The following is a 25262-nucleotide window of genomic DNA, read 5'->3' on the forward strand; positions in this document are numbered from 1 at the left end:
ACAAAAAAAGCCAGAAACAAAAACTGTCTCTGGCTTTTTCAATTGTGATGAAGCTATTAAAGTTGTAATTAGCTACGATAGGTGACGACAACTTTTCCTCGGTGTGATTCAACAACCACACTGTATTTACCATAGTCAAAAACTTTGCGGCGTCCATCTTTGCTGCAACGGACACACTCGCAAGCACATCCCGGGGCACAGATTTCTACAGCAACACATCCTGGCTCACAACAACTGCGTCTGGGGGCACAAGGGTCGACAATGGTTACTAATTTAGGGTTTGAACAAGGGGCAATGTTGCGAGGTCGACGGTAGCGAACATTTTCAAACAGCCGAATCTCTTCTGAAGCAACATGTTGTTCATACGGTTGTGGCATTAACTCTGGCATCGGTTCAGGTGCAACTGTCGAAGCAGGAGGGGCTGCAGTTGTTTGGCTCAGAAAAATTCCTTGCCCTAATTTAAATGCAGGACCTTCGGCCTGAGCAGCTGTCACTGAGACAGCAATAATGCCTAACGTGAAACAAACGATCTTAGTCATCTCTGTGTACTCCTTTTGCTACCATGGTGAACTCCATTAAGGCAGCTGATTGATAATAATCAATTTTTAGTGTTTCCTTAACCACTTGCTTGTTGGCATTCTCCAGAAGCGATCAGTTAAGCAGTCGAACAGTCAAGGAGGTCTCTCGGTTGTCCACCACCAAATTATACCCTACAGAAAATATCAGTGACAAAATTTTCAGCAGAGCAGATGAAAAACCGGTATCAGTTACATGGCTGATAATGGTCACAAATAATAAGTGAACTTTGAGTTGACAAGGCTAGTTGCCTCTTTTTTTATGCAAACATCCAAATAGACCTGTATTGCCCGATCGGAATATTTTTACACAGTATATGCAACCAAAGTAAATTGTATTAAAATGTTCAAACGTATTGATTTGTTTCGACACATGGGTTTCGTGAATTACTGGCACATCCGTGACCGATTTGGGGAAACAGTTCAAGAGAAGGAATTGAACAATCAGGGCAAGCTGCAGTTGCAACCGAGGCTTGGATCACACATAATCTAATTGGTTTAATTTCAAGGACTTGAGGGAGACTTCCATGAAAATGCTGGAGAACCGGTTAGATAGGAAATCTATCTTACAGCCAATCAAATCGGTTTGTACCTGTCTGTTTGCTGTCGTATTAACGGGATGTGGGGGAGGGACTCCAACAGCGCCTGCTCCGCAGCCCTCATCGCAATCATCTAACGCAACACCAAATACACAAGTCGCGCAAAATGCAAAAAAGCAGCCGGCAAAATCGTCTGAGGAAAAAGTAAATAATGACCGTAAGATGATTGATGGCATCCCTTACGATGTCTGGTTTGATAATCCTCTCGCAGTTGCCGCAAATAGTAAATCAGTCACACCGGTAGCTTTGCCAGGGACCAATGTTGCTAATTCTTCTGCTCCGCGTACATCACCGAATGCAACGAAAACAACTGAGACTCAAGAACCGTCTCCCGCTGGCGGGGTCGATTGGAAAACAATCATTCCAATGCCTGTGGTTGAAGCACAGGTCAAAGAGATACGGAATCGTTTAACCAGAAACATGCAATCTGTGGGAACCTATAATACCAGCTATCTGGAACTTCCTACATTTACAGCTACTTTAGCTGCTCTGGCGGGGATTGTTACAGAACACCCTGAAGACATTGGTTGGAAAAAAAATGCAAAATATCTTCGCGATTTATCCGCCGCTTTCACAGCCGAACCATTGATGCGAGGAGCGAAATCTTTTCGTAAGGTTCAAGTTCCTTATGAACAGATGATTGTCATTCTTAATGGGAGTTTACCAGCAGACGTTCCCAAATCCGATGACAAAATACCGCTATCCGATGTTGCCTCCATGGGGGACTTAATGAAACGCGCTGATATTGCTTCCAAATGGTTAAAATCCAATGTAGGTAGTGCCGATGCTCTGAAAGCGGAAAAAGAAAAAGTAATCAACGAAGCGCATTTGCTGGCTGCGATAGCGAAAGTCATTACAACGGAGGGATATGGATATGTCGATGATGAAGGCTTTTTAGGCTATGCGAATCCGATGTCAGATGCTTGTTTGAAAATGGTAGCCGCTGCAAAAAGCGACAATTATGAAGAGTTTGATAAAGGTTTAACTCAAGTCTACAAAGCTTGCACACAATGCCATAGTGAATATAAAGAGTAGAATTTCAGTATCAAAAGCATTAACTATGAGAATTTGCCAGGAGAGGGATTTAAGGGCATGAGACGTTATTGGTGCGATTTAGGTGTCAAAGCTTGTCTGCTACTGTGTTTTCTGTGTCTATCCAGCAGTACGCGCGCCGATTGGATCGAACTGGTAAGTGGGCATAAAATTCAAGGGGACGTTCTCAAGCAGAGCAACAATCACTTACTTGTTGATATTGGAATTGAAGTACTGCGAATTCCCGTCAATCAGATTCGTTCTCGGACAAAAGAAGAAATAGCTACCAAAGGCAAAACCCCCGTTAAACAAAATAAAAATAAAATCTATTCCGTTGCCGAACTTCCCGTCAAAAGCATCAAAGAACTCGCCCGTCTCTACGGGGAGGCAGTCACGCTCATTCAAACTCCCAGTGGGCTTGGTTCAGGGTTTATCATCAATGACCGTGGCTACTGTGTTACGAATTATCACGTTGTTGAAAAGGAAACGCGTATTGCGGCTACCATTTTTCATCGTACCAAAAGTGGTGAATTTCAGCGTCGACAGATTAAAGATGTTGAGATCCTGGCGTTGAATCCCTTTTTTGACTTGGCTTTGTTGCGGATTCCTCTACAAAAAGATATGTCATTTCGGACTGTTTATTTAGCAGAAAATGATCAACAACGTGAAGGCGATGAAGTCTTTGCCATCGGTAATCCTTTAGGGCTCGAGCGTTCTGTTTCGCGAGGAATTGTCAGTACCAGAAATCGAAACATGGAAGGGATTGTTTATATACAAACAACGACACAAATCAATCCGGGTAACAGTGGTGGACCATTATTCAACTCCCGAGGTGAAGTGATCGGAGTCACGAATATGAAATTAATTTTGGGAGAAGGCCTGGGTTTTGCTATTCCCATTACTTATGTAAAGCACTTTCTCGATAACCGAGACGCATTTGCGTTCGATAAATCCAGTCCCAATACGGGGCATCACTACTTCAATGCGCCTCGTAGAAAAAATATGAATTTTCAAAAGTAATTCGAAAAAGTTGTAACCATTTCACCTTTTTTCTGGTACCCAGTAGTGTACCAGTACCTCATCGGATCGATTTATTATTACTCACACAATGATCAGTCGGTTGGGGTTGCCAGGAAAGGCAGAAATGCTACAAATAGACAGTTCAAATGATCGTTGCGCTATACTGTTTGCTAGAGTTCAATCTGTGTTTGAACCTGCAAACCGAGCGTGAGGTACTTTAAAATCCCCAGATAGAGAAAGAATGAAGGCTACAATGAGAAAGCCATTTTTGTTATGCACTTTAATGCTGATGCAGGCAATTTTACTGCTGACTGGTCAAGTCGGTTTTGCACAAGACAGAATCTCGGCTGCTCAGCGAATTCCCGCCGATACACTTCTGTATTTTTCGGTTCCCGACGTTGAACAATTTGGGGAGCAATGGAGTAAAAGCTCTATGGGGCAAATTACTCACGACGAAGCGTTCGCCGATATGAAAAAAGATCTGGTGGAACTGATTGAAAAGTACTCCCAAAAATTTGAAGAAGAAACAGATTTGAGTCTCGATCAAGTCATGGGGATCCCCAGTCGGGAAATTTCATTAGCTTTTGTCAAAACCAGTGATGGCAAATTAGGTGGCGTCGCTTTCATGGATTATGGAGAAAGCGGTGAAATACTCGAAAAGATTTTGACGAAGACAGCAGATGCGCTGGATAAAAAAGGGGCTCAACGTTCAATCAATAGTGCTGAAGGGACAAAAATTACCGTCTATTCATTCGGTGATGATGACGCGGACGCAGGCCCTGTTAAAGTTCCCTTAGCAAAGAAGTTTGCATACTTTCTTAAAGATAAAACTCTTGTTGTCTCCAATGATGACAAAATTCTGGAATCAGTTTTGTCAAAGTGGGATGGTCAAAATCAGGATTCGCTTGCCAACAAAAAAGAGTATCAATACATTCAACAAAAATGCTCTGAGCCTGGCGCTCCCGCTGTCATGCAGTGGTACATGAATCCAATAGGCACACTGCAAACCGTTTTAGGAATTGCCAGCCGAGCAAATCCACAGGTTGCCATGGTGCAGGGCTTTCTACCTGCCTTGGGAATCACCAACCTTAAAGCAGTTGGCGGAACGAGTTATCTTGCCACGGAAAATTTTGATTCGATTAGCAGAACATTTACATTTGTTGAATTACCGACATCGGGAATTATTTCGATGTTTAAATGTCCGGCTGTCGCTCAGCAACCACCCGAATGGGTTTCCGATAAGGTCTCATCGTATTATTCAATCAATTGGGGGATCGAAAGTGCCTACGATTCGATTGAAACATTATTTGACGGGTTTCAGGGACGTCCTGGTGCTTTGGCGGCGATCGTTGATCAATTGGCAGACAAGCCTGATGGTCCCAAAATCCACATCAAAAAAGATATTGTCGATAACTTGAGTGGTCGAGTTCAGGTAGCGACAGAGATTATTGATGGAGAGCAAATTGATCTGACCAAATTATCCGGACAGTTCACTGTTGCACTTGGATTGAAGAATTCTGATGCGTTCCAGAAGATCATTTCTTCTCTGACTGCTCGTGACGATTTCCCAGGTCAGGCCAGAGAATTTCAAGGGACCACTTTATATGAAATCCCTGGTGCAGTCTTGAACACTCCCACGGACGCCGCTTTCTGTATTGCAGAAAACCAGCTTTTCGTCGCCAATGATGTCAAGCAGATTGAAAGAGTTTTGCGAAAAGACCGCGGAGTTGGCTCTCTCCTTAATAGTGCTGACTACAAACGAATTTCAGAAACGTTTCCTGAAAAAACCTCGATCATCACTTACCAAAACTCAGATGCTCAAATTCATGCTCTTTATGAGATGTTGTTAAAGAATCGGAGTGCAGTGGATATCGAAGGTGTTGATTTAGGAAAGATGCCTTCATTTGAAGTGATTCAAAAGTATTTACCCATTTCGGGTGGGTATACCGTTCCCGATGATCAGGGGTTTTTGACGTCCACATTTACTGTGAAAAAATCATCCCGATAGAGTCTTCAATATCGTCTTTGAATCTTTTAACCCGGTGAGGTCTCTCATCGGGTTTTTTTGTACATATTCATATTTTACCGAATAAACCAATACTTTTTGGGATCTACCGTGTTAAATAGGCCAGTAAGTGGTTCTGATTCCAAATCTTTCCTTAATTACAGCACTTCCATGAAAGGGGCTGTTATGCAACATTTTTACAAATCATTAACTTTATTAGCAATTTTCTGCATCGCAGGTAATGGTTTATTCGCAGCGCCAGAACAGGACGAATCGACTGGCAAGAATGTCTTTCAGCAACTCGATAAAAATTCTGATGGCATTGTAAACGCTGATGAAGTTCCTAAGGAAAAGGAACGATTCTTCGATCATCTCATTCGACTTGGTGATCAGAATCAAGATGGCAAATTGACAAAAGCAGAATTTGAGTCTGGTCTCAATAAAGAAAAACAGAAATTTCCCGCGGAGACTGGTTCGAATCGGAATCGGGGACCACGTGATTTTCAAGCTTTTATGAGTCGATTAGATCGCAATGGAGATAAGAAAATTACGAAAGACGAAATACCTGAACCATTAAAAAAACGTTTGGAACCACTGTTTCAACGCCTGAATAAAGAAGAAATTTCATTAGACGAACTCAAAAATCTTGGCGCCAAATTCAGAGGTAGGGGAGAAGGTGACAAAAAAGAGGGTAATCAGCGGAAAATTTCTTCAGAAATGTCAGAGCGGATCTTTCAAAGAATGGATTCGAACAAAGACGGAAAAATAACGGTCGACGAAGCCTCTGAACGTGGTAAACGCTTCCTGCGGCATATGCTTGAGCAATCGGGTAAAGATGCCGATGGATCATTTTCTAAAAAAGAATTTTCAGAAGCACTGGCAAAATTCCGACCAGATCGCCGACCTCAAGGGCGTTCTAATAATAAAGACAAACAGGAAATGAAACGTCCGGGAAAGCGAGATCAGGAGACAAATCGTCGTCGCACTGATTCTGCAGGACAACGTCCTGGTCCAGCATTTGTCAAAATCTTAGATACAAATCGGGATGGAAAATTGAGCAAAGATGAACTCAGTCAAATGAAAATGCTCTTTGAGAAACTGGATCACAATAAGGATGGAAGTTTGGATCTAAGAGAAATGATGGGAGGAAATCGTATGGACCGTCCTCGTCGTCCCGCACAAGATCGCCCTCAGAGTAAAAACAAGAACAAAAACTCTTGAAACTTAAGGCTCTAAACCTTGTGAGGCAGTTTGCTCTACTAACGAAGCACTGCCTTTTTCTTTTTGTAGATGCTGAACCCAGGCAGGGGGCAGATTAAACCAAACCCAGTTCGTTCGAATTCGGAACTGGCGTGTGTAGTTGCCCATGATTTCATCTATGTTTCGAATTCGCTGATTTTCTTCACCCCGAGAAACGACTTTTCGTACAGGGCGCACATACATGTATTCGAAGTAAGAAAGTACTCCCCCTGGCTTGAGCAAGCGAAAATAAGCTTCAAAGATTTCATCGACGAGAGTCGTTGGGAAATTATTGAGTGGTAATCCAGAGATGATAAAATCGTATTCTTCTCCTGACCCATATTCCTGCAGAGGACAGTTATGGATGGATGTAAGATGTTTAATCTCCTGGAAGGCCACTTCCGAATCAAAACGCTGATTTAATATTTCCACAAACTTGTCATTCAATTCCACAAGATCAAGTTGATCTCCTGCTTGAATTTGTTTGACGATTTGTCTGGTAACTGCTCCAGTACCTGGCCCAATTTCCAAAACTTTCTTGGGTCCCTGATGTTGGCTCATCGGTCCTGCCATATTCGAACCTAGAAAACGGCTACTGGGAGCTATGGCACCGGTCGTTTCAAAAGTAGTTCGAAACTGTTTAAAAAATTCCCGATAATGTGACACGTTGAAGGTTCCTGATTTACTGTCAAAACTGTCAGAGCGAGTAGAATTCACTCCGGTTTAATGTTGTTCTGAAATCGACTTTCGTCGCGCTTCACCGACTTGTGTTGCCTGCTCTACAATATCTACTCCCACACTCTGACTCCAGGCAGACAACAACTTTTGAAAAACAGGTCCTGGCCTGCCATCAGAAATCGGCTGAGAGTTAAAATGGGTTACTGGCATCAGACAATAAGCGGTTGAAGACGTCAATGCTTCATCCGCATCGATAATCGCATTTGAGGAAATATCTGTCTCTTCATAGTAAAGTCCAAGCTGTTTTGTAAATTGGGCTAGTACAGTCTGGCTGATCCCCCCCAGTACATATTCTGGACGGGGGGTTTTAATGATGTTGTCTTTGACAAGATAAAAGTTACCAATTGTTGTTTCGGCTGCAAATCCAGATTGATCAAATAGTAAGGCGCTCGCTTGCGGATTTTCTTTGCGGACGAGTTTGTCGGCTCGATAAAGATGAATGCGACTTCGAGATTTAATACGAGGGTCAAAGATACTTTTATTGAGCTGTTGTCCTTCCGCTTTTTGCAAATATTGGCCCGTATTGTATTTTTGGTCCCAAAGCTCAAAAGCCAAAGGAAAAGAGTGAACACAAACTGTTGGAGTGCGACACATTTCTAATTCAGATAACCCGAGATAAGGCAGGTTGTGACCAGCGGTGATGAAGACAGTCAAACCCAGATCGTGTTCTGGAGGGAGTAGTCTTGCATTATGCTCAATCACTGTTTCACAGACCTGCCTGAGTTCTGATTTTTGTGGGACAGGTTCGATGCAGGCATATTCAAGCGCGGAATACAATCGATCCAGATGTTCGTCGAGCATAAATAACTGATGCGCGAATGTACGTATCATTTCTGTTACTGCGGCACCGTAAACAATGCCCAGATCGGTCACAGACAACTTTGCTTCTGAGAAAGGTATGTAGGCGCCATTAAGATACGCCTGGGGTTCAGTCATCTAAAAAACATTCACAACGTAAGCAGGACGAACTCGTCACAGAAAACAGAAATAAGTGCAGTGCGGAAATTTAAACAGAATCAATAGCCATAGTAAACAAGATAAGGGGATTGGTACTGTGAGTTTAAGAACGGTCTTCTCCCAAAAAGCCGAACCTGCAGATACATCGTATTTGCTACCATACGACAACCCAGTGGGAACCGGGAATAATCGCAGCGACGAAATAATTGCTGACGAAGTTGTAAATCACAGTAACGCCGACTGATACCTGGAATTTGGTAACACGCATCATGCTGAGCGCAGCTTCCCCGAAAGTCGGCTCCCATAAATCCTTGTGGCGTTAAGAATTGCAAAAGTGGAGCACCATCAGGACCGCAAGGGTAAGCAACTCCTTGTGCGTAAACAGAATTCGTGTCATATATGCCACTTATTAAAACGAACAAGGTCATTACGATTATCGATTTTAAATTCATTTGGACTCGCTTCTTCATCTGAAAATTAGTCAACTGATTTCTATTTAGTTAAAGGGGCGGTCCTCAGAGTGATTTCCGATTTTCTCCAGTTCGGTTCGGATTCGCAAGTGCCTTTTGGTGCTAGTCCTTATTTCAATCAACAAAAGCACGAACCTGTGATGATTGTGACCAAAAAATGAACCAGTCGTATGACTTCTGAGTCCTTGCTCGATATACTTCCAAAGAGAATGATTGTGCTAACTTGTGATATGGCAATCATTTCTTTACGATTTCCATTAAGAGACTCATGTATTGACTGCTTGCATATTGGCATTATTGAATTGATAACTAAAGGGATTGAGTGATATGACGATACCAGCAATTCAACCAGGTAAAACAAAAATCGGCTGGATTGGAACCGGGGTGATGGGGGCCAGTATGGTCGGACATCTGATGGATGCCGGCTTTTCAGCTACTGTCTATAACCGTAGTAAGGTAAAGGCAGAGTCATTACTAAAAAAAGGAGCGAGTTGGGCAGACTCGCCGAAGGCTGTTGCTGAAGCGTCGGATGTGATTTTCTCAATTGTCGGGTTTCCTGCAGACGTTAGAGAAGTACTGTTAGGAGAGCAGGGGGCTTTGGCAGGGGCAACAGCCGATAAAGTTTTGGTTGATATGACAACAAGCGATCCTTCGCTTGCAGTGGAAATTGCAGAAGCAGCACAGTCAAAAGGTGTTTCTAGCGTAGATGCTCCTGTTTCTGGTGGAGATATTGGAGCGAAAAATGGCACGTTATCAATCATGATTGGTGGCGACCAAGAAGTTGTGGATGCATTACAACCTTGCTGGAATGCGATGGGCAAGACCATTGTTTATCAGGGAGGCCCGGGATCGGGACAACATACAAAAATGGTCAATCAGATTCTGATTGCCACTAATATGATTGGCGTCTGTGAAGCACTGCTCTATGGATATAAGGCAGGACTTGACTTGCCTACTGTTTTGGAATCAGTTGGTAGTGGTGCTGCAGGCAGTTGGTCACTTTCAAATCTGGGTCCTCGTATCATGGATAACAATTTTGATCCCGGGTTTTTCGTCGAACATTTCATCAAAGATATGGGAATTGCTCTGGCGGAAGCAAAGGCGATGAATTTAAGCCTTCCCGGCTTAGCCTTGGGGCATCAACTTTATCTGGCAGTTCAGGCACAAGGACATGGCCGTGACGGAACTCATGCCCTGCAGTTAGCATTAGCATCGTTGTCGAATGTCGACTGGGAGCATCGCACTTAGTTTCAACTGTCGGTTATAAATACAGCACATGGAACACAAATATTTTTGTTGAATATCGCTGGTTGGCAGAATTTGTTTTAAGGTATTAAGAGCATGGCAAATCAAAGCGACCTGTTCGCAGGTCTTTCAGTGGCAATGATTACTCCCTTCAAAAATGGAGAAATCGACGAAGCTGCACTGCGGACTCTGGTTGATTACCACATTGAGCAAGGGACCGATACCTTGTGTCCCGTTGGTACTACAGGTGAATCACCAACTCTCTCACATGAAGAGCACAAACAAGTCATTTCGATTGTTTGCCAACATGCTGCCGGCCGCATCAAAGTCATGGCTGGAACGGGTTCGAATAGCACGAAGGAAGCTGTTGAACTGACGAAGTACGCCGAACAAGCTGGTGCCGATGGGGGGTTACATGTGGCTCCCTATTACAACAAACCGACTCAGGAAGGATTCTTCCAGCATTATCAGACAATTGCTGAGTCGGTTGAAATTCCAATCGTGATTTACAATATTCCAGGAAGAACTGCCAAGAATATTGAGCCTGAAACCATTATTCGTTTGGCAGAGATACCCAATATTGTTGCAGTCAAGGAATCGACTGGCTCAATGGATCAGGCGTCTCACATTCTTTCCGCTTGTGACTTATCGGTCCTGTCCGGTGATGATAGTTTGACATTACCACTGATGGCTTTAGGTGGAAAAGGAGTTGTGTCGGTTGTCGGAAATATTGTTCCCGGTGATGTGAAAAATATGTTAAATGCGTTTAACGCCGGGGATTTACAACTAGCCAGAGAATGGCACTTCAAGCTTTTTACACTCTGCAGAAATTTGCTGGGGCTGGCTACAAATCCGATTCCCATCAAAGCTGCAATGCAATTGCTGGGTAGGGACAATGGAGAGGTTCGTCTTCCGATGACTCAACTCGATAAGGCATCGATTAAAATCTTGGAAAAAACATTGGGAGATTATGGACTGCTTTAATTCGTGCCTGGGATCCCATCAGCAAGGTATCGTTGAGAAGAGCGAGTACACAACAAGTGGTTTCCAGTCGAAAACGTACACAGAAATAGAGTTCAAGTTTCACACATAACCTGTTTGGTAAGAGGTATCGCTAGTGATATTTGGTTTTGGAAAATCCCGGGATGACGAGGAAGAATTCGAAGAAGAAATTGAGCCGGTTTCCTTTCAAGGCGCATTAAATGGTCAACCAGCGAACCTGAAAGAAAATGCAAGACTGGTGAAAGCCGGCCTCATGCCTGCTAAAAATATCGTCACTGATGCTCTTGCTCTCCGTGCGGAGTTCATTCGTTTTGAACCGAAAGGCGAGCGGTATCAGGTTTTGTTTTATATAGACGGTGTTGCGAGTCCGGGACCAAAGCTCTCAAAACAACAAGGTCTGGCTGTCATTCAGATTATCAAACTACTTTCAGGTATGAATATCCAGGAACGGAAGCGACCACAATCGGGTGGCGTCTTAGCAGAGCTGGAAGAAGTCCCTTATCAACTGCGAGTCTCGACTGCTCCTGGTCAATCAGGCGGCGAGCGACTTTCGATTAAAGCGATTAAAGTCAATGAACCTTTAGATCGTCCTGATGATATTGGTATTTCTGAAGAAAATAAAGAACGTATTCGAGAGTTGGCGAAAGGCCGCAGTGGCGTCATTCTCGTCAGTGGTCCATCTAATTCAGGTACAACCACCACCACGTTTGGTGTTGTACGATCTGTGGATGCGTATCAATATACAATTTTCGCTTTAGCGGACCCTGAGCACCGAGAATTAAGTCATATTACGGTTCCGGATAAAAAAGAAGATGACACATTCGATGATGAACTAAGAAGAATCATTCGTATGGAAGCCGATGTGATCTATTTGAAACCGGTTACTGATGAAGCATATGTGGGCAGTATGCTCAATGTGGTAAACGAAATCGCAATGATTGCGGAAATTTCGGCGAAGGACGCAATTGCTGGTTTGGTAAAGTTTTGTAAACTGGCTGGAGATGTAGAGAAGGGAGCCAATGCACTACGGTGTGTGGTTGGTCATAAACTGATCCGCACGCTCTGCGATCAATGCAAGGAAGCATTCCGACCAAACCCAAAATTGATCGCAAAAATGGGGCTCCCGAAATCGACAAAAATGCTCTATCGACCGCCCCGTCAAACCGTTGATGAAGACGGTAACGAAATCGAACCATGCGAAAAGTGTGATGGTGTTGGTTACTACGGACGCACTATGATGATGGAAATGATCATCATGAGCGACGAGATGAAACAGTTAATCATCAGTGGGGCAGAACCGGCCAAGATAAAAGCGTTGGCTAAAAAACAAGAGATGCCAACCTTCCAAAAAGAAGGGATTCGCTTAGTTGCTGAAGGGAAAATCTCCCTGGACGAGCTACAGCGAGCATTCAAGTCGTCTTAAAATATGACTGCAATTGTCAGGGTAGGCAAAATACGCTAAGAATTTCTATTTTGCAGGCCGATGCAATTCATGAACCATAACGAGGATATAGACATGTCCCAGTACTCTATTTCGAGGTGCTCATGCAGATTCGTCATTTCAAAAAAGGGTTATGTGCGGCGGTTCTACTTTTCGGCGCTATTGGACTCGCTAACTATAGTCTTGAGAATAAGACAGAGAAAGATCCTTCGTCTGCTTATTTTTTCAGTACCGATGTAGTACAGTTTTATCCTGCCAGCGCTGAAGAAGAGCTTTACAACCAGCGTGAGGTTCTTGAACAATACAAAAAAGAGATAAAGCGTAATCGAGCTGAATGATCAAGCTGGTTCAGTTGAACAATTTGGTCATGTTGACGTTTGCAGACGTCGCTTAGTTGAAAAGTACAAGAACGGGTGACGCAATTGGAGGCGTCGAAGAAAGTTATCAACGGAACGGGATGATCTCTGAATCACATCGTGTGCTTTACCAACTTAGTAGGTCGTGTGGTTTCTGGCCCTATTAAATTTGAGGCTTACTCTCTAACTGGTAATGGCAGGTCTTCTGGAACGACATCCTTTACCGTCAAGTCTCCATAGATGGCTCGATAAGTCCCGGTACTTTTCAGTTTGTAAAACATCACGATTCGGTCAGTACTCCCCAATTTTACGCCTTTGCCGAGATAGCGAAACCGTCCATTGACCGCGTACTCGTTTGCAAAGGACGGCATGACAACGCCGTTACCGTTGTGTAGATGCTTGGTCTGAACTTCGACCATTTTCTGTTCGTCTTCAGTGCGATTCGCTTTGCCCTTTTCTACAACTTTGTTGTATGGTTCTAGATCGAATCCTCGATAAGTATCAAAGAACATTCCGCCATTATAGCGAGCGGTGACACCCAGCCACTCAATCAATTCTGACTCGGTGACTGTCGGCTTCGGAGCAGCAACAGCAATTTCAAATCCCTGAGGCGGAATCAGGCTGAATAACTCGGGATCAAGCTTGGCATCAAAAACGATGTTGCCTGTCATTGAACCCAGCATAGAGGCCTTTGAAAGTCGTTTCTCAGCAGGTTTGTCACGGTCGGGATCAGTAACGAGATTAAAGATACTTGCACCTGGACTATACATCCTTACTAATTGCTTTGTTTTCGCATCAAGCCAGATATCCGTAGTTCTTGTGCGCTCATCAATTACTTTAGTGTCTCGTCGATAGCGAAATACATTTACTTTAACACCATTGAGCTCCTTTTGTCCGACTAGCTCAATTGGTTTGTTAAGCAAGATATTTTTCACACTTTCAAAAGGACCTCCTGGTCCAAACTGTTCGGGTTTGTTTAACCAGGTCGCTTTCTTTCTCTGGATGTCGAGATGCAACGCTTTGTTAAGCAATGTATCAATGATTTCCACCGAGCGAACGTTACCCTCTTCGTCGTAGAGAGTATTGCGATAGAGGTTAGGGGATCGATAGGCCCATTCACTTCGAGGTTCCGTTCGTATCCACGTTCGCTTACCATCTTCACTAGTGGCGCGCGAGTAGACAGTCCGCGTCCATGTGATCGTTGTTGCTTTGTCAATAGCCTTCACAGTCCTGGCAAAAGATTGCTGTTCGAAATCTATAAAAGCAACCAAAGCAAAGAGGATCAAGATTCCCATCGCAACGCTCGTTAGTCGCACAATCATGCTTCGTCTGCTGCGGTAGTTTTTGGTTACGATTGGGTTGAGGTAAGCGATCGCATTTTCATGTCGGGATCGCCAGTGATCGAAATCGGCTTTAGAGGGAGCGCCCAGTGATTCCCTTAACTTTTCCTCAAAGGCCCAATCCTCTGACTTATTCATTGATAACTCCTTTTCCCTCAGATTTGGGAATTTTGACGGCCAGCTTACGACGTGCCCGCTGCATGCGTCCATGAACAGCCTGGGGCGAGATTCCCAGTGCCCGGGCGACATCTTCATGTGACAATCCACTGAAGTAGTGCAAATAAATCACCTCGCGCTCGGTTTTTGAAAGTTGAGCCAAGGCTTCGTGTACCAGTTCCGATTCGATATTATCAACTTTTACTGGCGAGATTGGTTCTCCAATGATGGGGTTGCCCTTCGTCAATGATCGTGCCAGTCTGCTTGCTGTCCGTCGACAAATTGTTGCTAACCACTCCGGAAACTTTTCAGCATTTCTGAGCGAAGACAATCGGCGACATGCAGTCGCAAATGCCTCTTGTGCAGCATCCTCAGCCAAATGATGATCAGACAACCGGCTATAAGCGATTCCCACTGTCATACTGTAATAACGCTCATACAGCTCTCGAAAGCTGTCGATGTTGCCAGCGCATGCCGCTTCTACCAGTTCTGAGTCAGAGCGTTGCAATTAAGTTGATTCCTTTACGGTAGAAAAGAAACGGCACCAGTTTCACTTAGTTAGTGTTGTAAGAGAGGGGAAATGAGCGCAAAAACTTGAATTTTTATAAAAGTTTCCGCGAATTTAAAACTGAGCTCCTGTGTGAATTTTGGTCGGAAAACCTGCTGTATTACGTTATTGATCTTGCTAACAGGCTTAGCTCCACTCAAGGATAAAAAACATGTAATCAATCCATAACATAAGTTTTTCCCACACTCGTGATTTCTGACTCTCGTTATAGAGGCAATGCATCATAATTTTCAAACTGAATGCGTTATAAGTAGTGTTCAAATCATTTTAAACCGCCATATCTATGCTCTGGTGACTTCCTTTACACAAAATATTGTCGGATTAGGCAAAATATATCGAAGATTCCGATTTTATGTGTCGATAAAGTTAGTACATGCTTTGTACTTATGTGTGACCTTGAATGTTGCTTCTTCTTGAAGTGGCTGGACTTAGTTAATAATCAAACTGATCCCAAGGTATTCCCGGCTCCTGTCTTACCCTGTTTACATGTCTTCCCAACAGGTGCCATTCGACAACTTTTTCAATCCGAGGAAAATCATGGTGATTCGCCAGATTAAAAATTGGTCAAGTGCAGGAATTCTAGGTTTAGCATTAATCGGAATCACTAGCACTGGCTGCCAGTCCAGCATCGGTGGCCAGACTTTGCCTTCTGCTTACTACTTACGTGATGATGTGCAGTTCTATCCTGCTGGCCCTGAAGAGCAGCTTTACAACCAGCGTGAAGTTCTCGAGCAATACAAACTAGAGAAGAAGATGCAGGAAGACCAGTAGTCTCACCTCAAGCAGAATTGATGCAATAGTACGCAGCTTGGATTTGGGCTGAATTTTGTGCTTGAAAGAATTGATTACTATCAATCAAAACAGGGGGGATCCTTTCGCATTATTTATTGCCGTTCTTATGTGCTGGATTATAAGAACGGCAAGCGAAAGGAAATTAGCCGGACGCAGAGCACGGGACTCTCGCCCGGCTATTTTTGTGTACCTATCGCTGGTGGCAACGAAAGCATTAAAGGCTTTTTGACATTTTATCTGCCAAACGAGTCAACGCAGGACTGACGTCGGTTGGCTCAAGATGCACATTGATCACACTCAGACTGTCTTTATTTGCGAGGGCAGCTTTGATTGCTTTTTCGAGATCGCCTTCTGTGCTGACTTCAAAGCCCCAGCCTCCGCCAATAAGATCAGTAATATTATGGTATTTCCAGTCCGGAATATCATTAAAGGGGCCTTCTTGTAAGAAGCGTTCAGTTGTATAGCCTTTATTATTTAAGACAATCACAATTGGATTGAATCCCAGCTTGAGTGCTGTCGACAGTTCAAGACACGTCATCTGAAACGCACCATCACCCACTAGAACGATCGGCCTCAAGTCCTGGTTAGCCACTTGAGCGCCAAGGGAAGCCGGTATCGCAAAGCCCATCGAAGTATAATACGCAGGGCTAAGGAATTTCGTATGTGTGCTGATCATTAAATCAACGGCCCCAAACAGGCAATCTCCCACATCGGTCACAACGACGGTCTCATCGCTTAAAATTTGATTGATACTTTCAAACAGATGTTTTGTGGTTACGAGCTTTGTAGGCTTAACAACATAGTCTACCGTATGCGGACGAACCTTCTCTGGAATTTTCCGGACAACGACCTTCATTTTCTGTTTTCCCAGTTCCTGGACAAAGTCAGAAAAGATCACATCATGAAAATGATGGTAACTGATACGGAGTTTTTCACTCGTTGCATAAATACACTTTCCGGGATCCAGATGAGCAGTATAAATACCCAAGTTGATGTCTGTCATAAATGTACCAAGAAGTATGACACAGTCGCTGTCTTCAACATAACGTTGTACTTCATTTCGACCCATCGCGCCTTCATACACGCCTAAATAAAGCGGGTGAGATTCACTGACAACCGACTTACCCAAAATGGTGGCACACATCGGTATTTTGTGCTTTTCTGCAAATTTCAGGACTTCTTCACGTAATCCAAAGCGATGGACCTCTACTCCCGCAATGATGACCGGTTTTTTTGCCGCCTGAATCAATTCTGCTGCTTCGACTAGTGATTCACGTAAAGCATGTTTGTTACTTGTTGGTTGTTTATCGTTTGGAATATGTGGAATGACGGCTTCCTTGTGAACACAATCTCGTGGTAACTCTAGATAAACGGGTCTTTTATATTTCACACAGGCTTCGAGGCAGCGATCGATTTCCTGGAAGGCAGTGATCGGGTCATCAAGTAATGCCGTTGCGACTGTGATTTTTTCAAAGACATCCCGTTGTGTATGGAAATCTTTAACACGATGATGCAGTAGAGGGTCTGTTTCTCGTTCTGACATACCCGGAGCACCACTGATAACAATTACAGGAGACTTCTCTGCGTACGCTCCTGCGATGGAGTTACACAAACTCAATCCACCAACACAATACGTTACGCATACGGCTCCGAGACCATTGACACGCGCGTAGCCATCGGCTGCATAACCGGCATTGTCCTCCCGTGTTGTCCCAATGACTCGAATGGGACTCTCTTCTAGCATTCCATAAAATTGTAACACAAAGTCACCGGGAATCCCGAAGAGGTCGCGCAGGCCATAATCCTCTAAACGCTGAATCAAATAACTGCCGATCGTGTGTACTTTTCCGTTATTTTTTCCGGTAGCGCGTTTTGTGGGTAGCTTATTTGTCGAACGAGATTGATTACTGTCCGATTTTGATTTAGAGATTGATTTTCGAGCTGCCATTTTAGAACCTTCCTGCAAGAGAGTGGAATAAAGCCAGTGTGGAAGACCAGAATGATATCAAGTGTCATTATATCACTCTGCGGTTACGAAATCAGGGCGTTTTTCGTAAGTCTCATCAGGTCAAAAAGATACAGCTGTTTTTGTTTCGAGACTCTTAGTAGAAAGGTACTCATTTTCAATTACTTAACGACGGATCAAGTTGCGAATTCTTCGGCGTTCAGCATGTTTTACTGGCGGAGTATTTGGTGATCGAGAGGGAGTTGGAGCGGAATCAATTTCGCTCCCAAATTGTCCCCAGTAGCTTTCTAACAGACGGTAACAGTCAAGATAGCGTTGAGAGTTCCAAGCAAAAGAGAGGCTGGAAACGAGTTTTGTCATCTGTCTATCGTCTTCCGGGGAAATTTGATGAATCTGTAAATTGACATCATCGATCCACAATTTGTCGGGCCCCAGTTTTTCGATCAAGATATGCGCATTCTTGATTTGAGTGGTAGGAATATCTTTTACTCGAAATAGATATTTTCGCCATTGGTGATCAACACTAACAATAGCCGATTGCACTTTTAATTTTTCATTCTGTTCTGCTTCTAAAGCAATTCTGACTTGCATTGCTTTCGCATCGGTTTTTAACCAGACGCTCATGTTTAGATAGCGGCTTTGATTTAGTGGAATTTCATTCGTTTTCAGGGAGCTATTCCCTGGCATTTGATCCAAAACCAATGAAACCTTGCCGGAATGTGCCTCATTCCGATCCAAAGTCCAGGATTTTCGTTTTTGATCCGTCGCTTCCCAACCTGCCAAAATATAGTCGCGGGCAGCACCTTCTTCAAAGTCTGCATGTAAGACGACTGCTGTTGTTTTTTCAATCGACTGATGTAACTTTCGTAGATGATGTTTCTTTTCATCAATTTTCGTATATAAATCAGTTAATGCATTTTGGTCGACTTTGCAGTCTACAGATATTATTTGTACCTGAGGATCTTGAATTTTGAAGGCTTGAAAATCAAATGCATTTAAGGAAACTGAATATTTGTGTGTTCCCTGCAATGATTCGATTGTGTTTATGACTTCACCATTCGCTAGATGAATGATGGCTGCTTTGGATGGTACAGTGAGTTCAACCGTCGCCTGACAGGCGTACGGGAAATCGTTTATAAGATAATAATAGGTTACATCTTTTCCACGTGATAAACGAGTTACAACAGGTTGTTCTACGGATTCTACTGTTTGAAAAGGCCTTGCCGGTAACTTTTGAAGCTGCGTGCGAATGGATCGAGTCGAATGCTCTTGGCCAAAAGGAATTGTCCAGCCACCATCAAAAGTGACATAAGGATCCAGTGTAGAAATTGAGTGCACATAACGAATGCGGTTCGTAGCATCTGAGGGAGAAACTTGAGATACGAGCCAGGTAAATGCTGGCTGCCAGGGAGAAATCTGATCAAACTCAGGAATCCGCACTTCGACAGGAGAGTGATAAAATAAGGCACCGTTAATCCGAGTTTTAAACGAATCATCAACAGTTGGATGATTATTTGTAACGTGTGCTATCGATGATTTTTGCTGGCTTGAATGGTAGAGACTGGGTCTTAAAACGATACAGTTACTGATCTGGTGGTAATCTGAAAAATCCAATCCCATTGCCATTAGAACAGGGCGAAACTGTGATCCTGAATTTAACAAGGAAACAACATCGCCATCTTTACTATGCGATGGTAATAATTTTCTGGCGGAAAAGATCATACGGGTATCTGGTCGTTCTTTTAAAAGAATTCCAGCCAATCGTTGATGTAGTTCTTTAATTTTCTGACAGCGCCATTTTGTCCATTGTGGAAGGGCAGAAGTGGTCAAAAACTGATAGCGTTTTTCAAATTTGTGGGAGTTCAGAGTTTTTGGAATCTTAACTCCTGTCTCTTTTTCAAACTGTGAAACTGTTTTGTCATCATAGCCCCAATTTAAACCAGGTAGCTGAAGGTAACCATTTAAAGTCAACTGAACAGCTACGCCCTGAAAAGAAGTGTGATTTTTATAGCGGGCAACTAATTCACTAAAAATATTGGTAATTTCATTTTGCACATGTGGATTTAACGGATTGTAATAAGGAGCTTGACCTCTAGTCGTACCTTTGGAATTTCGCCAGGTTCGACCATGTCGATTTACCAGCTCAATTCCCACAGCTTTATCGGGTTCTTTTGAAATTACATTTTCCAGAGATGGGATGATGGAAGAGAACTGTAATTCTGGTATCAAGGCAAGATGTTCTCTGTCAAAAATTCGAAATAGCATTTCTAAAACGTCTTTTCGGTCGAGATCTTGTCCCGTAGAGTGATACACGCCGGAATCATAGCGGGGAGTGGGATCTAAATATTTTGATGGATAGATCGTACTTCCATCTGCCGAAACAGCCATGAGAAGACTGTTAAACTGATGATAAGTCAGATAAGAGGCTAGTCGATTTCCCGCTTCATAAAATGTCTGCCAGTCATCCAAACTTCGATTACTCATTGCGTCCAGGACTTGTGTCGCCCCAAAGATTTCGGGTAATAAAGGCTTTTGTAGATAAGGTCCAACAAGTCGTTTCTTCTCTACCTGAGTATCAATAACAGGAGAAGCTTCCCCTTCTGAAAGTGGTAGCTCATAAACTTTTATTTGAGCAATCTCAGCTGGTACGTCAGATCCCAGGCTGTGGAATAGAATGATAGGATTATTGACTCGAGGCCAAAATATAACTTCTGATTGAGCATTATTTGATTTTCTCTGCAATGAATTATGCAAAGTGGAATTCGATTGATAAACTCCTGAATCAACACCTACTGGAACCAGCTGACCGGCTGCATCAGGCTCAAGAATACTAAAGCCTAGTTTTGATTGCTGTTTAATCGGATAAGTTACGACAAGTTTATGTGGCTGGTTAGTTTTTCTAATTTTGAGATGGTAAGCAGACCAGGGGAGAGACGATTCTTTGTTTAGTGTTGAGCCTGGAATCGACTTGAGAAGTGACTTGAGAGATTTTCCAAATCGCTTATGCGGACGACGCACAATCAAATCATGATGATTTTGAATCCCATTTAAATTAAGCTCATCGACTAATGGTAATGTTTCATTTATACGATATTGAAGTGACGGACTATTCTTTGTTGGGGAGATGACTACAAACTGGGCAAACGCCTGGTGTCCTGTATCCATTTCGACTACCAGATCATAGGCTCCTTCGGTAGGTGCGGTAACTGTAAAACCGAAACCCTCACTTAATAAGGCGTTCAGATTTTGCTGCATGATATCAATGGAACCGGAGGCAATTCGTTCCTTGGTACGAGCTCGAAACAGTGACCAGTGCATTTCGGAACCCATTGTTGCATCAGTTATCTGGAGAAACTTGGGAAATGCCTGAATCTCAATTACTTCATTTGGTTCAAATACCAGGTGTGGATGACTAACTTTTAAAGTGAAAGCATCTCCGGGGGACTGTTGGATAATTAATTGAGCGTTAGTTTGGCTAATAGGTAATATTTGTTTCTGCGTCAGAATATCTTTCAAAGCAAACTGGTGTTTCATTACAATTTGCGGATCATTTTGATCTTGAATGAAAACTTGTAGTTGCGTTGATACATCTCCGCGAACTTGAAATTCAATACTATTAAAAACGCAGTTTGTTTTCGGTCGATACAACACTTTTTGCTTAGTTTGTGAAATTACCGATGATTCATCTGCACTGACCCCAAGTGAATTTGCAGTATCGATTTGGCCATTGATGATATCAAATCGGGCATTCCAGTTTCGAGGAGTTTGTTCCCCCCATTCGACTCGGAGTTTCACCCTGACCAGACCATCCTGTTCTGCAGGCACAGAAATGGGGCTATGTAATAGGGTAAAAAAAACGACCAAGGTCAGAAATAGGTAATGTTTCACAGAATATCCACTATTTCATACCAGAGAAATTCGGTACTGAAGATTTGACGAATCTTGAATTGTGTGAGATGAATTGCCCTAAAGTTGGCTATCGTGAAATGATATCTTAGGCGAGAGAATGTGATTATAGTTATTTCAGTAAATGAGCCAAGAGCAATTTTTTTAGTGAGATACTGTGAAATTGAGTAGATTTTCAAAGAACACTCTTGACGTAAAACGAAAAAAATGTCAAAAAACGCATCCTCTCTCTCATAAATTGCTTTGACTCTCAACAAAGTGTTTATGAATGTTTCAATGTGGCAGACTAAATTCTGGTCAATAAGACCATGATAGGAATGCAAATGTTGGGACGACAAATCTCACTCCCTCTCTTTAACTGAATCCCTACCTGGACTGATCATGATGTTAAAAAACGGTTTTTCACTAGGATGCGGCGCGTTGGTTCTTGCACTGTTCACAGGCTGTGCTTCGATGGTGGAAATGCAGGCTATTGAACAATTTGCAAACGCCATTGAAAATGATGATCTTAAAAAACTGAAACATCATAGTACAATGAAGTTTTCTAAGGTTGCCCTCCGAAATGAATCTTCGATTGACGATCTGAAAATACTCCGAATTCCAACAGGAGAAACCACGGTAGTTAATATCAAAGATGTTTCGAAAAATCATAAAAAAGTGGTCGTCGAAGTTGGGGAAAACAAAAAGAAACTGCTCTACGATCTAAAACAAGTCACCAAAACAGGCAAATGGGTAGTAGATGATATCTATGTCAAGCAAAAACAAAAAAATCTATCTGTGATGAAATCGGTATCTGAGCAGATGGATTTACTACTCACTGTTCGCGAATTTGTATCTGCCTGGGAAGCTGGAAATCGTGACGACATTCTCGGTACAACGGATACAAAATTTAAAGAGGTTCTAGAAGAATTACATCCTGCATATCTGGCAAGGCTTTCTAAAAACATTGCAGGCGAACCCCAAAAATCAAAAAAGAAGAAGAAACCTGATGCACAGTTAGACAAAAATATCGCCATTGTCAGGCTGCCTCGTAAATCGGGACAGATGGTGATTTCAATGCAACTTGAGAAAGGTAAATGGAAGGCAACAGATGTTGCCGTAGAATCAAAGATCGATGGCAAGCATGTGAAATCTGCCAAAAAACAGGCGAAAATGTTATTGGCTGTTAGTCATTTTCTGGATGCCTACCAGCAAGGCAATAAAGATGATTTGAAAAAATATGCGACAGATCAATTTTTTCGTGGCAGCCTTGCTTTTGGAGACCTGACATTAGCTCCGTTACCTCTGGCAGCTGATGCTGCTGCAGATTATGAACTCAAAATTGAAAGTAATCTGGCAAGTTTTGTGACTCATGCTGCAGGTAGAATGATCAGCTTGTCCCTGATTAAAATTGAATCTGATGAAATCGACATTCCTGAAAAGTATCTGGTAGAGGAAGTCACACTGTTCCATGAGCAGGATAATCAGCAGGTAAATCTGACATCTTTATTTTCAGCGCGTGCTATCACAAAGTTGTTTGGTGATGCTCTTAATAAACGTGATATGAAAATTCTTGAATTTAGTTCGACACCAGATTTTTCTGCACGAGTTTGGAAGAGAGTAAAACCAAATTTAGTCCAGCAACTACCGGTTAAAGAGATCTCTGGCGATGATATCAAAATATTGGATACGAAATTCAATGGAGCCGTAACAACGGTTTCCGTACGACAGGGAAATCTCCCCCTGACTTATATTTTACGAGAGCATTTAGGGCAACTTTTAGTCGATGACATTCAACTCGACCTAAAGGGGAGACCATCTTCTGTAAAAGAGACTCTAGAAGTAATGATACAAGTGCAAAATTATGCGTATTATTTACATGAACAGGATATTCGAAAACTGCAAAGAAATTCCTCACGTGATTTTAACGAAATGGTTTGGAGACAAGTTGACCAGGTTCCTGAAACTGCATACCAGATTCCAGAGTTTCTTATGACTGAATTATCCAGTCTCGATCGTAATGAAAATGAGGAATACTGTCGTATTCAGCTAGGCGACAATTACAAGGGGGCCATTGTCATGATGAAAAAACAGTATGGCAGACTTGTGATTGATGATATTACGATTATGACTGATAAGGTTGCCTCTCAGTCGGTTTCGATGAAGAAAGAACTGCGATTAGCTATGGCGGCAGTTCCAGGGAAGCTACGACAACATACTGTCCAGGCAGCATATACTATCACGAATAAAGAAGATTCAGACACGAAGCCACCGGTTATTGAGCCTGCCGCATTCGAATCGCCTCAACAGGAGCCTTAAAATTGATCGTCAGGCCGTTCTTCGTTGATTGAATTTGAATTCAAATAGCGAATGTGTTTGTGAATTCTAACATTGCTGCTTTGATATCTGGTTTTTAAGTGTCCAGTATCAAACAGGTCCTCACGTATTTGCTCAAGATCATCTGAACCAATGGCATCAGTAAAGATTTTGGAAAGATAATCGACTCCGAGCTTGGATGGCTGAAATCGATGCTCATCATAAAATCCTAAGTGTAGTAATCTGGGGTGGATACCTCGCCAAGAATCTCTCAACGCATTTCCATTGATAGAACTGACATAAAAACCTTTCTGCTCACTCCACTGCAAGATCGCAACATAATTATTTTGGCGTTGTACGATCAGGTCGACTGCTTTGCCTCCTAATTGCGTTGCGTAAAAACGATCAAATAGAATGGGACGCCCTCCACGTTGGGTGTGTCCAATTTTTCGAGTAAAGGTTGCAGACTTTGCGAGTTCATGTCGTTTTCTGGAAACAAAGTAGTGATCCCCGAGTGAATCGATCAGCATGTTTTGCAACACTTCGGCAGCACCACTGAAAATCACGTTCCCCGCAGGGTCCACACTTTGAGAAATATCACCGAGTCGTTTCCCATTTTCATCTCGTAAACCTTCTCCGATGACGATCACCACGTTTTTTTGAACATCATATAAATCGCGTACTCGTTGCTCAAATCGTTCATAATTTAAAGGGACTTCCGGGATCAGAATAATATCGGGTTGACCATAGGCAGACCCCAGTGCGAGATAACCAGATTCTCGGCCCATTACTTCGACAATGGCGATGCGGCGATGACTTTCAGCAGTTGTTCGAATACGTTGGACTCCCTGAGCACAGACATAAACCGCTGTGGCATAACCGGGCGTGGCAAAATTCACAATGTCGTCTAATTCTATGTCTTGTTTGCTAGGCAGTTTTCGGAAGTGTTCTTTTTTGGTTTCCGGGTCGACTTCGCGAACCCACTCATTGGTTTCATCCAGGTAATTTAAACCCAGATCATTGTCGATGGTCTTGGGGGCTAAGACGCATGGCATAAATTGAGAAACAGGTTGCATCCCATTAATTGTCCCATCACCGCCAATACAGATTAAACCTTCGATGCCGAGTTGATCTAAACGTTTTTTGACGAGTTTCAATTCATCTGAATGCGATTCATCAATGTAAGTACGAGAGGAGCCTAATATCGTACCTCCACAACGTGGATCAAGTTCGGGAATTGTGGAGTATAAGGGATTGAGTCGCAGGTGGGGTACATTAGGATCTAGCAGTCCACCAAATCCTTTGATAATCCCTATCACTTCGATTCGTAGTTCATTTGCTCGTTCGACGGCTCCAAAAATTGTCGCATTCAAAGCCGGTGTATCTCCACCTGCCGTTAAGAGGGCAATCCGACGCATACTGATCTATTCCTACTGAAGTTCGAGTTGGATTTTGAAATTACCTTTGATTTCAGTATCCGATAACCTGAAGGGTAGACTTTAGTTAAGATTTGAAAAATGTGATTCGCTATTTACCCTTTTTGAAGATTTGCGATAATGC

At 42.9% G+C, this 25262-nt stretch carries 19 protein-coding genes; 10 read left to right on the top strand and 9 right to left on the bottom strand.

What is annotated here, in order from left to right; translation table 11 throughout:
* Nucleotides 1–68 precede the first annotated feature (68 nt).
* A complete protein-coding gene (locus V144x_RS14260) occupies nt 69–539 on the bottom strand; it encodes a hypothetical protein (protein WP_144985818.1) in 471 nt (156 codons plus the stop codon).
* Between the two features lie 563 nt (nt 540–1102).
* On the opposite strand from V144x_RS14260, the gene V144x_RS14265 reads away from it, so the two are divergent.
* The 4 genes from V144x_RS14265 (at nt 1103) to V144x_RS14280 (ending at nt 6452) form a co-directional block, all read left to right on the top strand.
* The gene (locus tag V144x_RS14265) at nt 1103–2209 is read left to right on the top strand and encodes a cytochrome c (protein ID WP_144985819.1); all 1107 of its coding nucleotides are present in this window, start codon (nt 1103–1105) and stop codon (nt 2207–2209) included.
* 57 nt (nt 2210–2266) lie between these two features.
* Entirely contained in the window at nt 2267–3226 is a 960-nt protein-coding gene (locus V144x_RS14270; RefSeq protein ID WP_144985820.1) for a S1C family serine protease, read from the top strand.
* 253 nt (nt 3227–3479) lie between these two features.
* Nucleotides 3480–5234, top strand: a complete 1755-nt coding sequence (locus V144x_RS14275; protein ID WP_144985821.1) for a hypothetical protein — start codon at nt 3480–3482, stop codon at nt 5232–5234.
* A 183-nt stretch (nt 5235–5417) separates the two neighbouring features.
* Nucleotides 5418–6452 carry an EF-hand domain-containing protein gene (locus V144x_RS14280; protein WP_197998934.1) on the top strand — a complete coding sequence of 345 codons (1035 nt, stop codon included), beginning with the start codon at nt 5418–5420 and terminating at the stop codon, nt 6450–6452.
* A 3-nt stretch (nt 6453–6455) separates the two neighbouring features.
* Here V144x_RS14280 and V144x_RS14285 read toward each other — a convergent pair whose 3' ends face one another.
* The 3 genes from V144x_RS14285 to V144x_RS14295 form a co-directional block, all read right to left on the bottom strand.
* Entirely contained in the window at nt 6456–7136 is a 681-nt protein-coding gene (locus V144x_RS14285; RefSeq protein WP_144985823.1) for a class I SAM-dependent methyltransferase, read from the bottom strand.
* Between the two features lie 57 nt (nt 7137–7193).
* Nucleotides 7194–8144 carry an aminotransferase class IV gene (locus tag V144x_RS14290; RefSeq protein WP_144985824.1) on the bottom strand — a complete coding sequence of 317 codons (951 nt, stop codon included), beginning with the start codon at nt 8142–8144 and terminating at the stop codon, nt 7194–7196.
* An 80-nt stretch (nt 8145–8224) separates the two neighbouring features.
* Nucleotides 8225–8617 (bottom strand): hypothetical protein, encoded by a 393-nt coding sequence (locus V144x_RS14295; protein ID WP_144985825.1) that lies wholly within the window; start codon nt 8615–8617, stop codon nt 8225–8227.
* 345 nt (nt 8618–8962) lie between these two features.
* Between V144x_RS14295 and V144x_RS14300 the strand changes: the two genes are divergently transcribed.
* The 4 genes from V144x_RS14300 to V144x_RS14315 all read left to right on the top strand — a co-directional run bounded on the left by V144x_RS14300 (nt 8963) and on the right by V144x_RS14315 (nt 12661).
* Nucleotides 8963–9883 carry an NAD(P)-dependent oxidoreductase gene (locus tag V144x_RS14300; protein ID WP_144985826.1) on the top strand — a complete coding sequence of 307 codons (921 nt, stop codon included), beginning with the start codon at nt 8963–8965 and terminating at the stop codon, nt 9881–9883.
* A 93-nt stretch (nt 9884–9976) separates the two neighbouring features.
* Nucleotides 9977–10864 carry a 4-hydroxy-tetrahydrodipicolinate synthase gene (gene dapA, locus V144x_RS14305; protein ID WP_144985827.1) on the top strand — a complete coding sequence of 296 codons (888 nt, stop codon included), beginning with the start codon at nt 9977–9979 and terminating at the stop codon, nt 10862–10864.
* A gap of 133 nt (nt 10865–10997) precedes the next feature.
* The gene (locus V144x_RS14310; RefSeq protein WP_144985828.1) at nt 10998–12305 is read left to right on the top strand and encodes an ATPase, T2SS/T4P/T4SS family; all 1308 of its coding nucleotides are present in this window, start codon (nt 10998–11000) and stop codon (nt 12303–12305) included.
* Between the two features lie 122 nt (nt 12306–12427).
* Nucleotides 12428–12661, top strand: coding sequence for a hypothetical protein (locus V144x_RS14315; protein ID WP_144985829.1), 234 nt, complete (start codon nt 12428–12430; stop codon nt 12659–12661).
* 194 nt (nt 12662–12855) lie between these two features.
* On the opposite strand, the gene V144x_RS14320 is transcribed toward V144x_RS14315, so the two are convergent.
* Complete coding sequence (locus V144x_RS14320; RefSeq protein WP_144985830.1) at nt 12856–14157, bottom strand: hypothetical protein; 1302 nt, start codon at nt 14155–14157, stop codon at nt 12856–12858.
* Nucleotides 14150–14683 (bottom strand): RNA polymerase sigma factor, encoded by a 534-nt coding sequence (locus V144x_RS14325; RefSeq protein WP_144985831.1) that lies wholly within the window; start codon nt 14681–14683, stop codon nt 14150–14152. The genes V144x_RS14320 and V144x_RS14325 overlap by 8 nt, the downstream gene beginning before the upstream one ends.
* Nucleotides 14684–15280: 597 nt before the next feature.
* Here V144x_RS14325 and V144x_RS14330 point away from each other — a divergent pair.
* Nucleotides 15281–15514, top strand: a complete 234-nt coding sequence (locus V144x_RS14330) for a hypothetical protein (protein WP_144985832.1) — start codon at nt 15281–15283, stop codon at nt 15512–15514.
* 235 nt (nt 15515–15749) lie between these two features.
* On the opposite strand, the gene V144x_RS14335 is transcribed toward V144x_RS14330, so the two are convergent.
* Together V144x_RS14335 and V144x_RS14340 are read right to left on the bottom strand one after the other, a co-directional pair.
* Complete coding sequence (locus V144x_RS14335; protein ID WP_144985833.1) at nt 15750–17483, bottom strand: alpha-keto acid decarboxylase family protein; 1734 nt, start codon at nt 17481–17483, stop codon at nt 15750–15752.
* Nucleotides 17484–17666: 183 nt separating this feature from the next.
* Nucleotides 17667–21389 (bottom strand): family 10 glycosylhydrolase, encoded by a 3723-nt coding sequence (locus tag V144x_RS14340; RefSeq protein ID WP_144985834.1) that lies wholly within the window; start codon nt 21387–21389, stop codon nt 17667–17669.
* A 399-nt stretch (nt 21390–21788) separates the two neighbouring features.
* Here V144x_RS14340 and V144x_RS14345 point away from each other — a divergent pair, with 399 nt between their 5' ends.
* Nucleotides 21789–23705: a hypothetical protein gene (locus tag V144x_RS14345; protein WP_144985835.1), complete on the top strand. Its 1917-nt coding sequence runs from the start codon at nt 21789–21791 to the stop codon at nt 23703–23705.
* On the opposite strand, the gene V144x_RS14350 is transcribed toward V144x_RS14345, so the two are convergent.
* Nucleotides 23702–25120 (bottom strand): 6-phosphofructokinase, encoded by a 1419-nt coding sequence (locus V144x_RS14350; protein WP_144985836.1) that lies wholly within the window; start codon nt 25118–25120, stop codon nt 23702–23704. The two genes, V144x_RS14345 and V144x_RS14350, sit on opposite strands and share 4 nt — an antisense overlap.
* Nucleotides 25121–25262 lie beyond the last annotated feature (142 nt).

Source organism: Gimesia aquarii, assembly GCF_007748195.1.
Classification (GTDB): Bacteria; Planctomycetota; Planctomycetia; order Planctomycetales; family Planctomycetaceae; genus Gimesia; species Gimesia aquarii.

Coding starts and splice junctions, on each gene's coding strand:
- V144x_RS14260 (WP_144985818.1), bottom strand. CDS start 539: ATGACTAAGATCGTTTGTTTCACGTTAGGCATTATTGCTGTCTCAGTG.
- V144x_RS14265 (WP_144985819.1), top strand. CDS start 1,103: ATGAAAATGCTGGAGAACCGGTTAGATAGGAAATCTATCTTACAGCCA.
- V144x_RS14270 (WP_144985820.1), top strand. CDS start 2,267: ATGAGACGTTATTGGTGCGATTTAGGTGTCAAAGCTTGTCTGCTACTG.
- V144x_RS14275 (WP_144985821.1), top strand. CDS start 3,480: ATGAGAAAGCCATTTTTGTTATGCACTTTAATGCTGATGCAGGCAATT.
- V144x_RS14280 (WP_197998934.1), top strand. CDS start 5,418: ATGCAACATTTTTACAAATCATTAACTTTATTAGCAATTTTCTGCATC.
- V144x_RS14290 (WP_144985824.1), bottom strand. CDS start 8,144: ATGACTGAACCCCAGGCGTATCTTAATGGCGCCTACATACCTTTCTCA.
- V144x_RS14295 (WP_144985825.1), bottom strand. CDS start 8,617: ATGAATTTAAAATCGATAATCGTAATGACCTTGTTCGTTTTAATAAGT.
- V144x_RS14300 (WP_144985826.1), top strand. CDS start 8,963: ATGACGATACCAGCAATTCAACCAGGTAAAACAAAAATCGGCTGGATT.
- dapA (WP_144985827.1), top strand. CDS start 9,977: ATGGCAAATCAAAGCGACCTGTTCGCAGGTCTTTCAGTGGCAATGATT.
- V144x_RS14315 (WP_144985829.1), top strand. CDS start 12,428: ATGCAGATTCGTCATTTCAAAAAAGGGTTATGTGCGGCGGTTCTACTT.
- V144x_RS14320 (WP_144985830.1), bottom strand. CDS start 14,157: ATGAATAAGTCAGAGGATTGGGCCTTTGAGGAAAAGTTAAGGGAATCA.
- V144x_RS14330 (WP_144985832.1), top strand. CDS start 15,281: ATGGTGATTCGCCAGATTAAAAATTGGTCAAGTGCAGGAATTCTAGGT.
- V144x_RS14335 (WP_144985833.1), bottom strand. CDS start 17,483: ATGGCAGCTCGAAAATCAATCTCTAAATCAAAATCGGACAGTAATCAA.
- V144x_RS14345 (WP_144985835.1), top strand. CDS start 21,789: ATGATGTTAAAAAACGGTTTTTCACTAGGATGCGGCGCGTTGGTTCTT.
- V144x_RS14350 (WP_144985836.1), bottom strand. CDS start 25,120: ATGCGTCGGATTGCCCTCTTAACGGCAGGTGGAGATACACCGGCTTTG.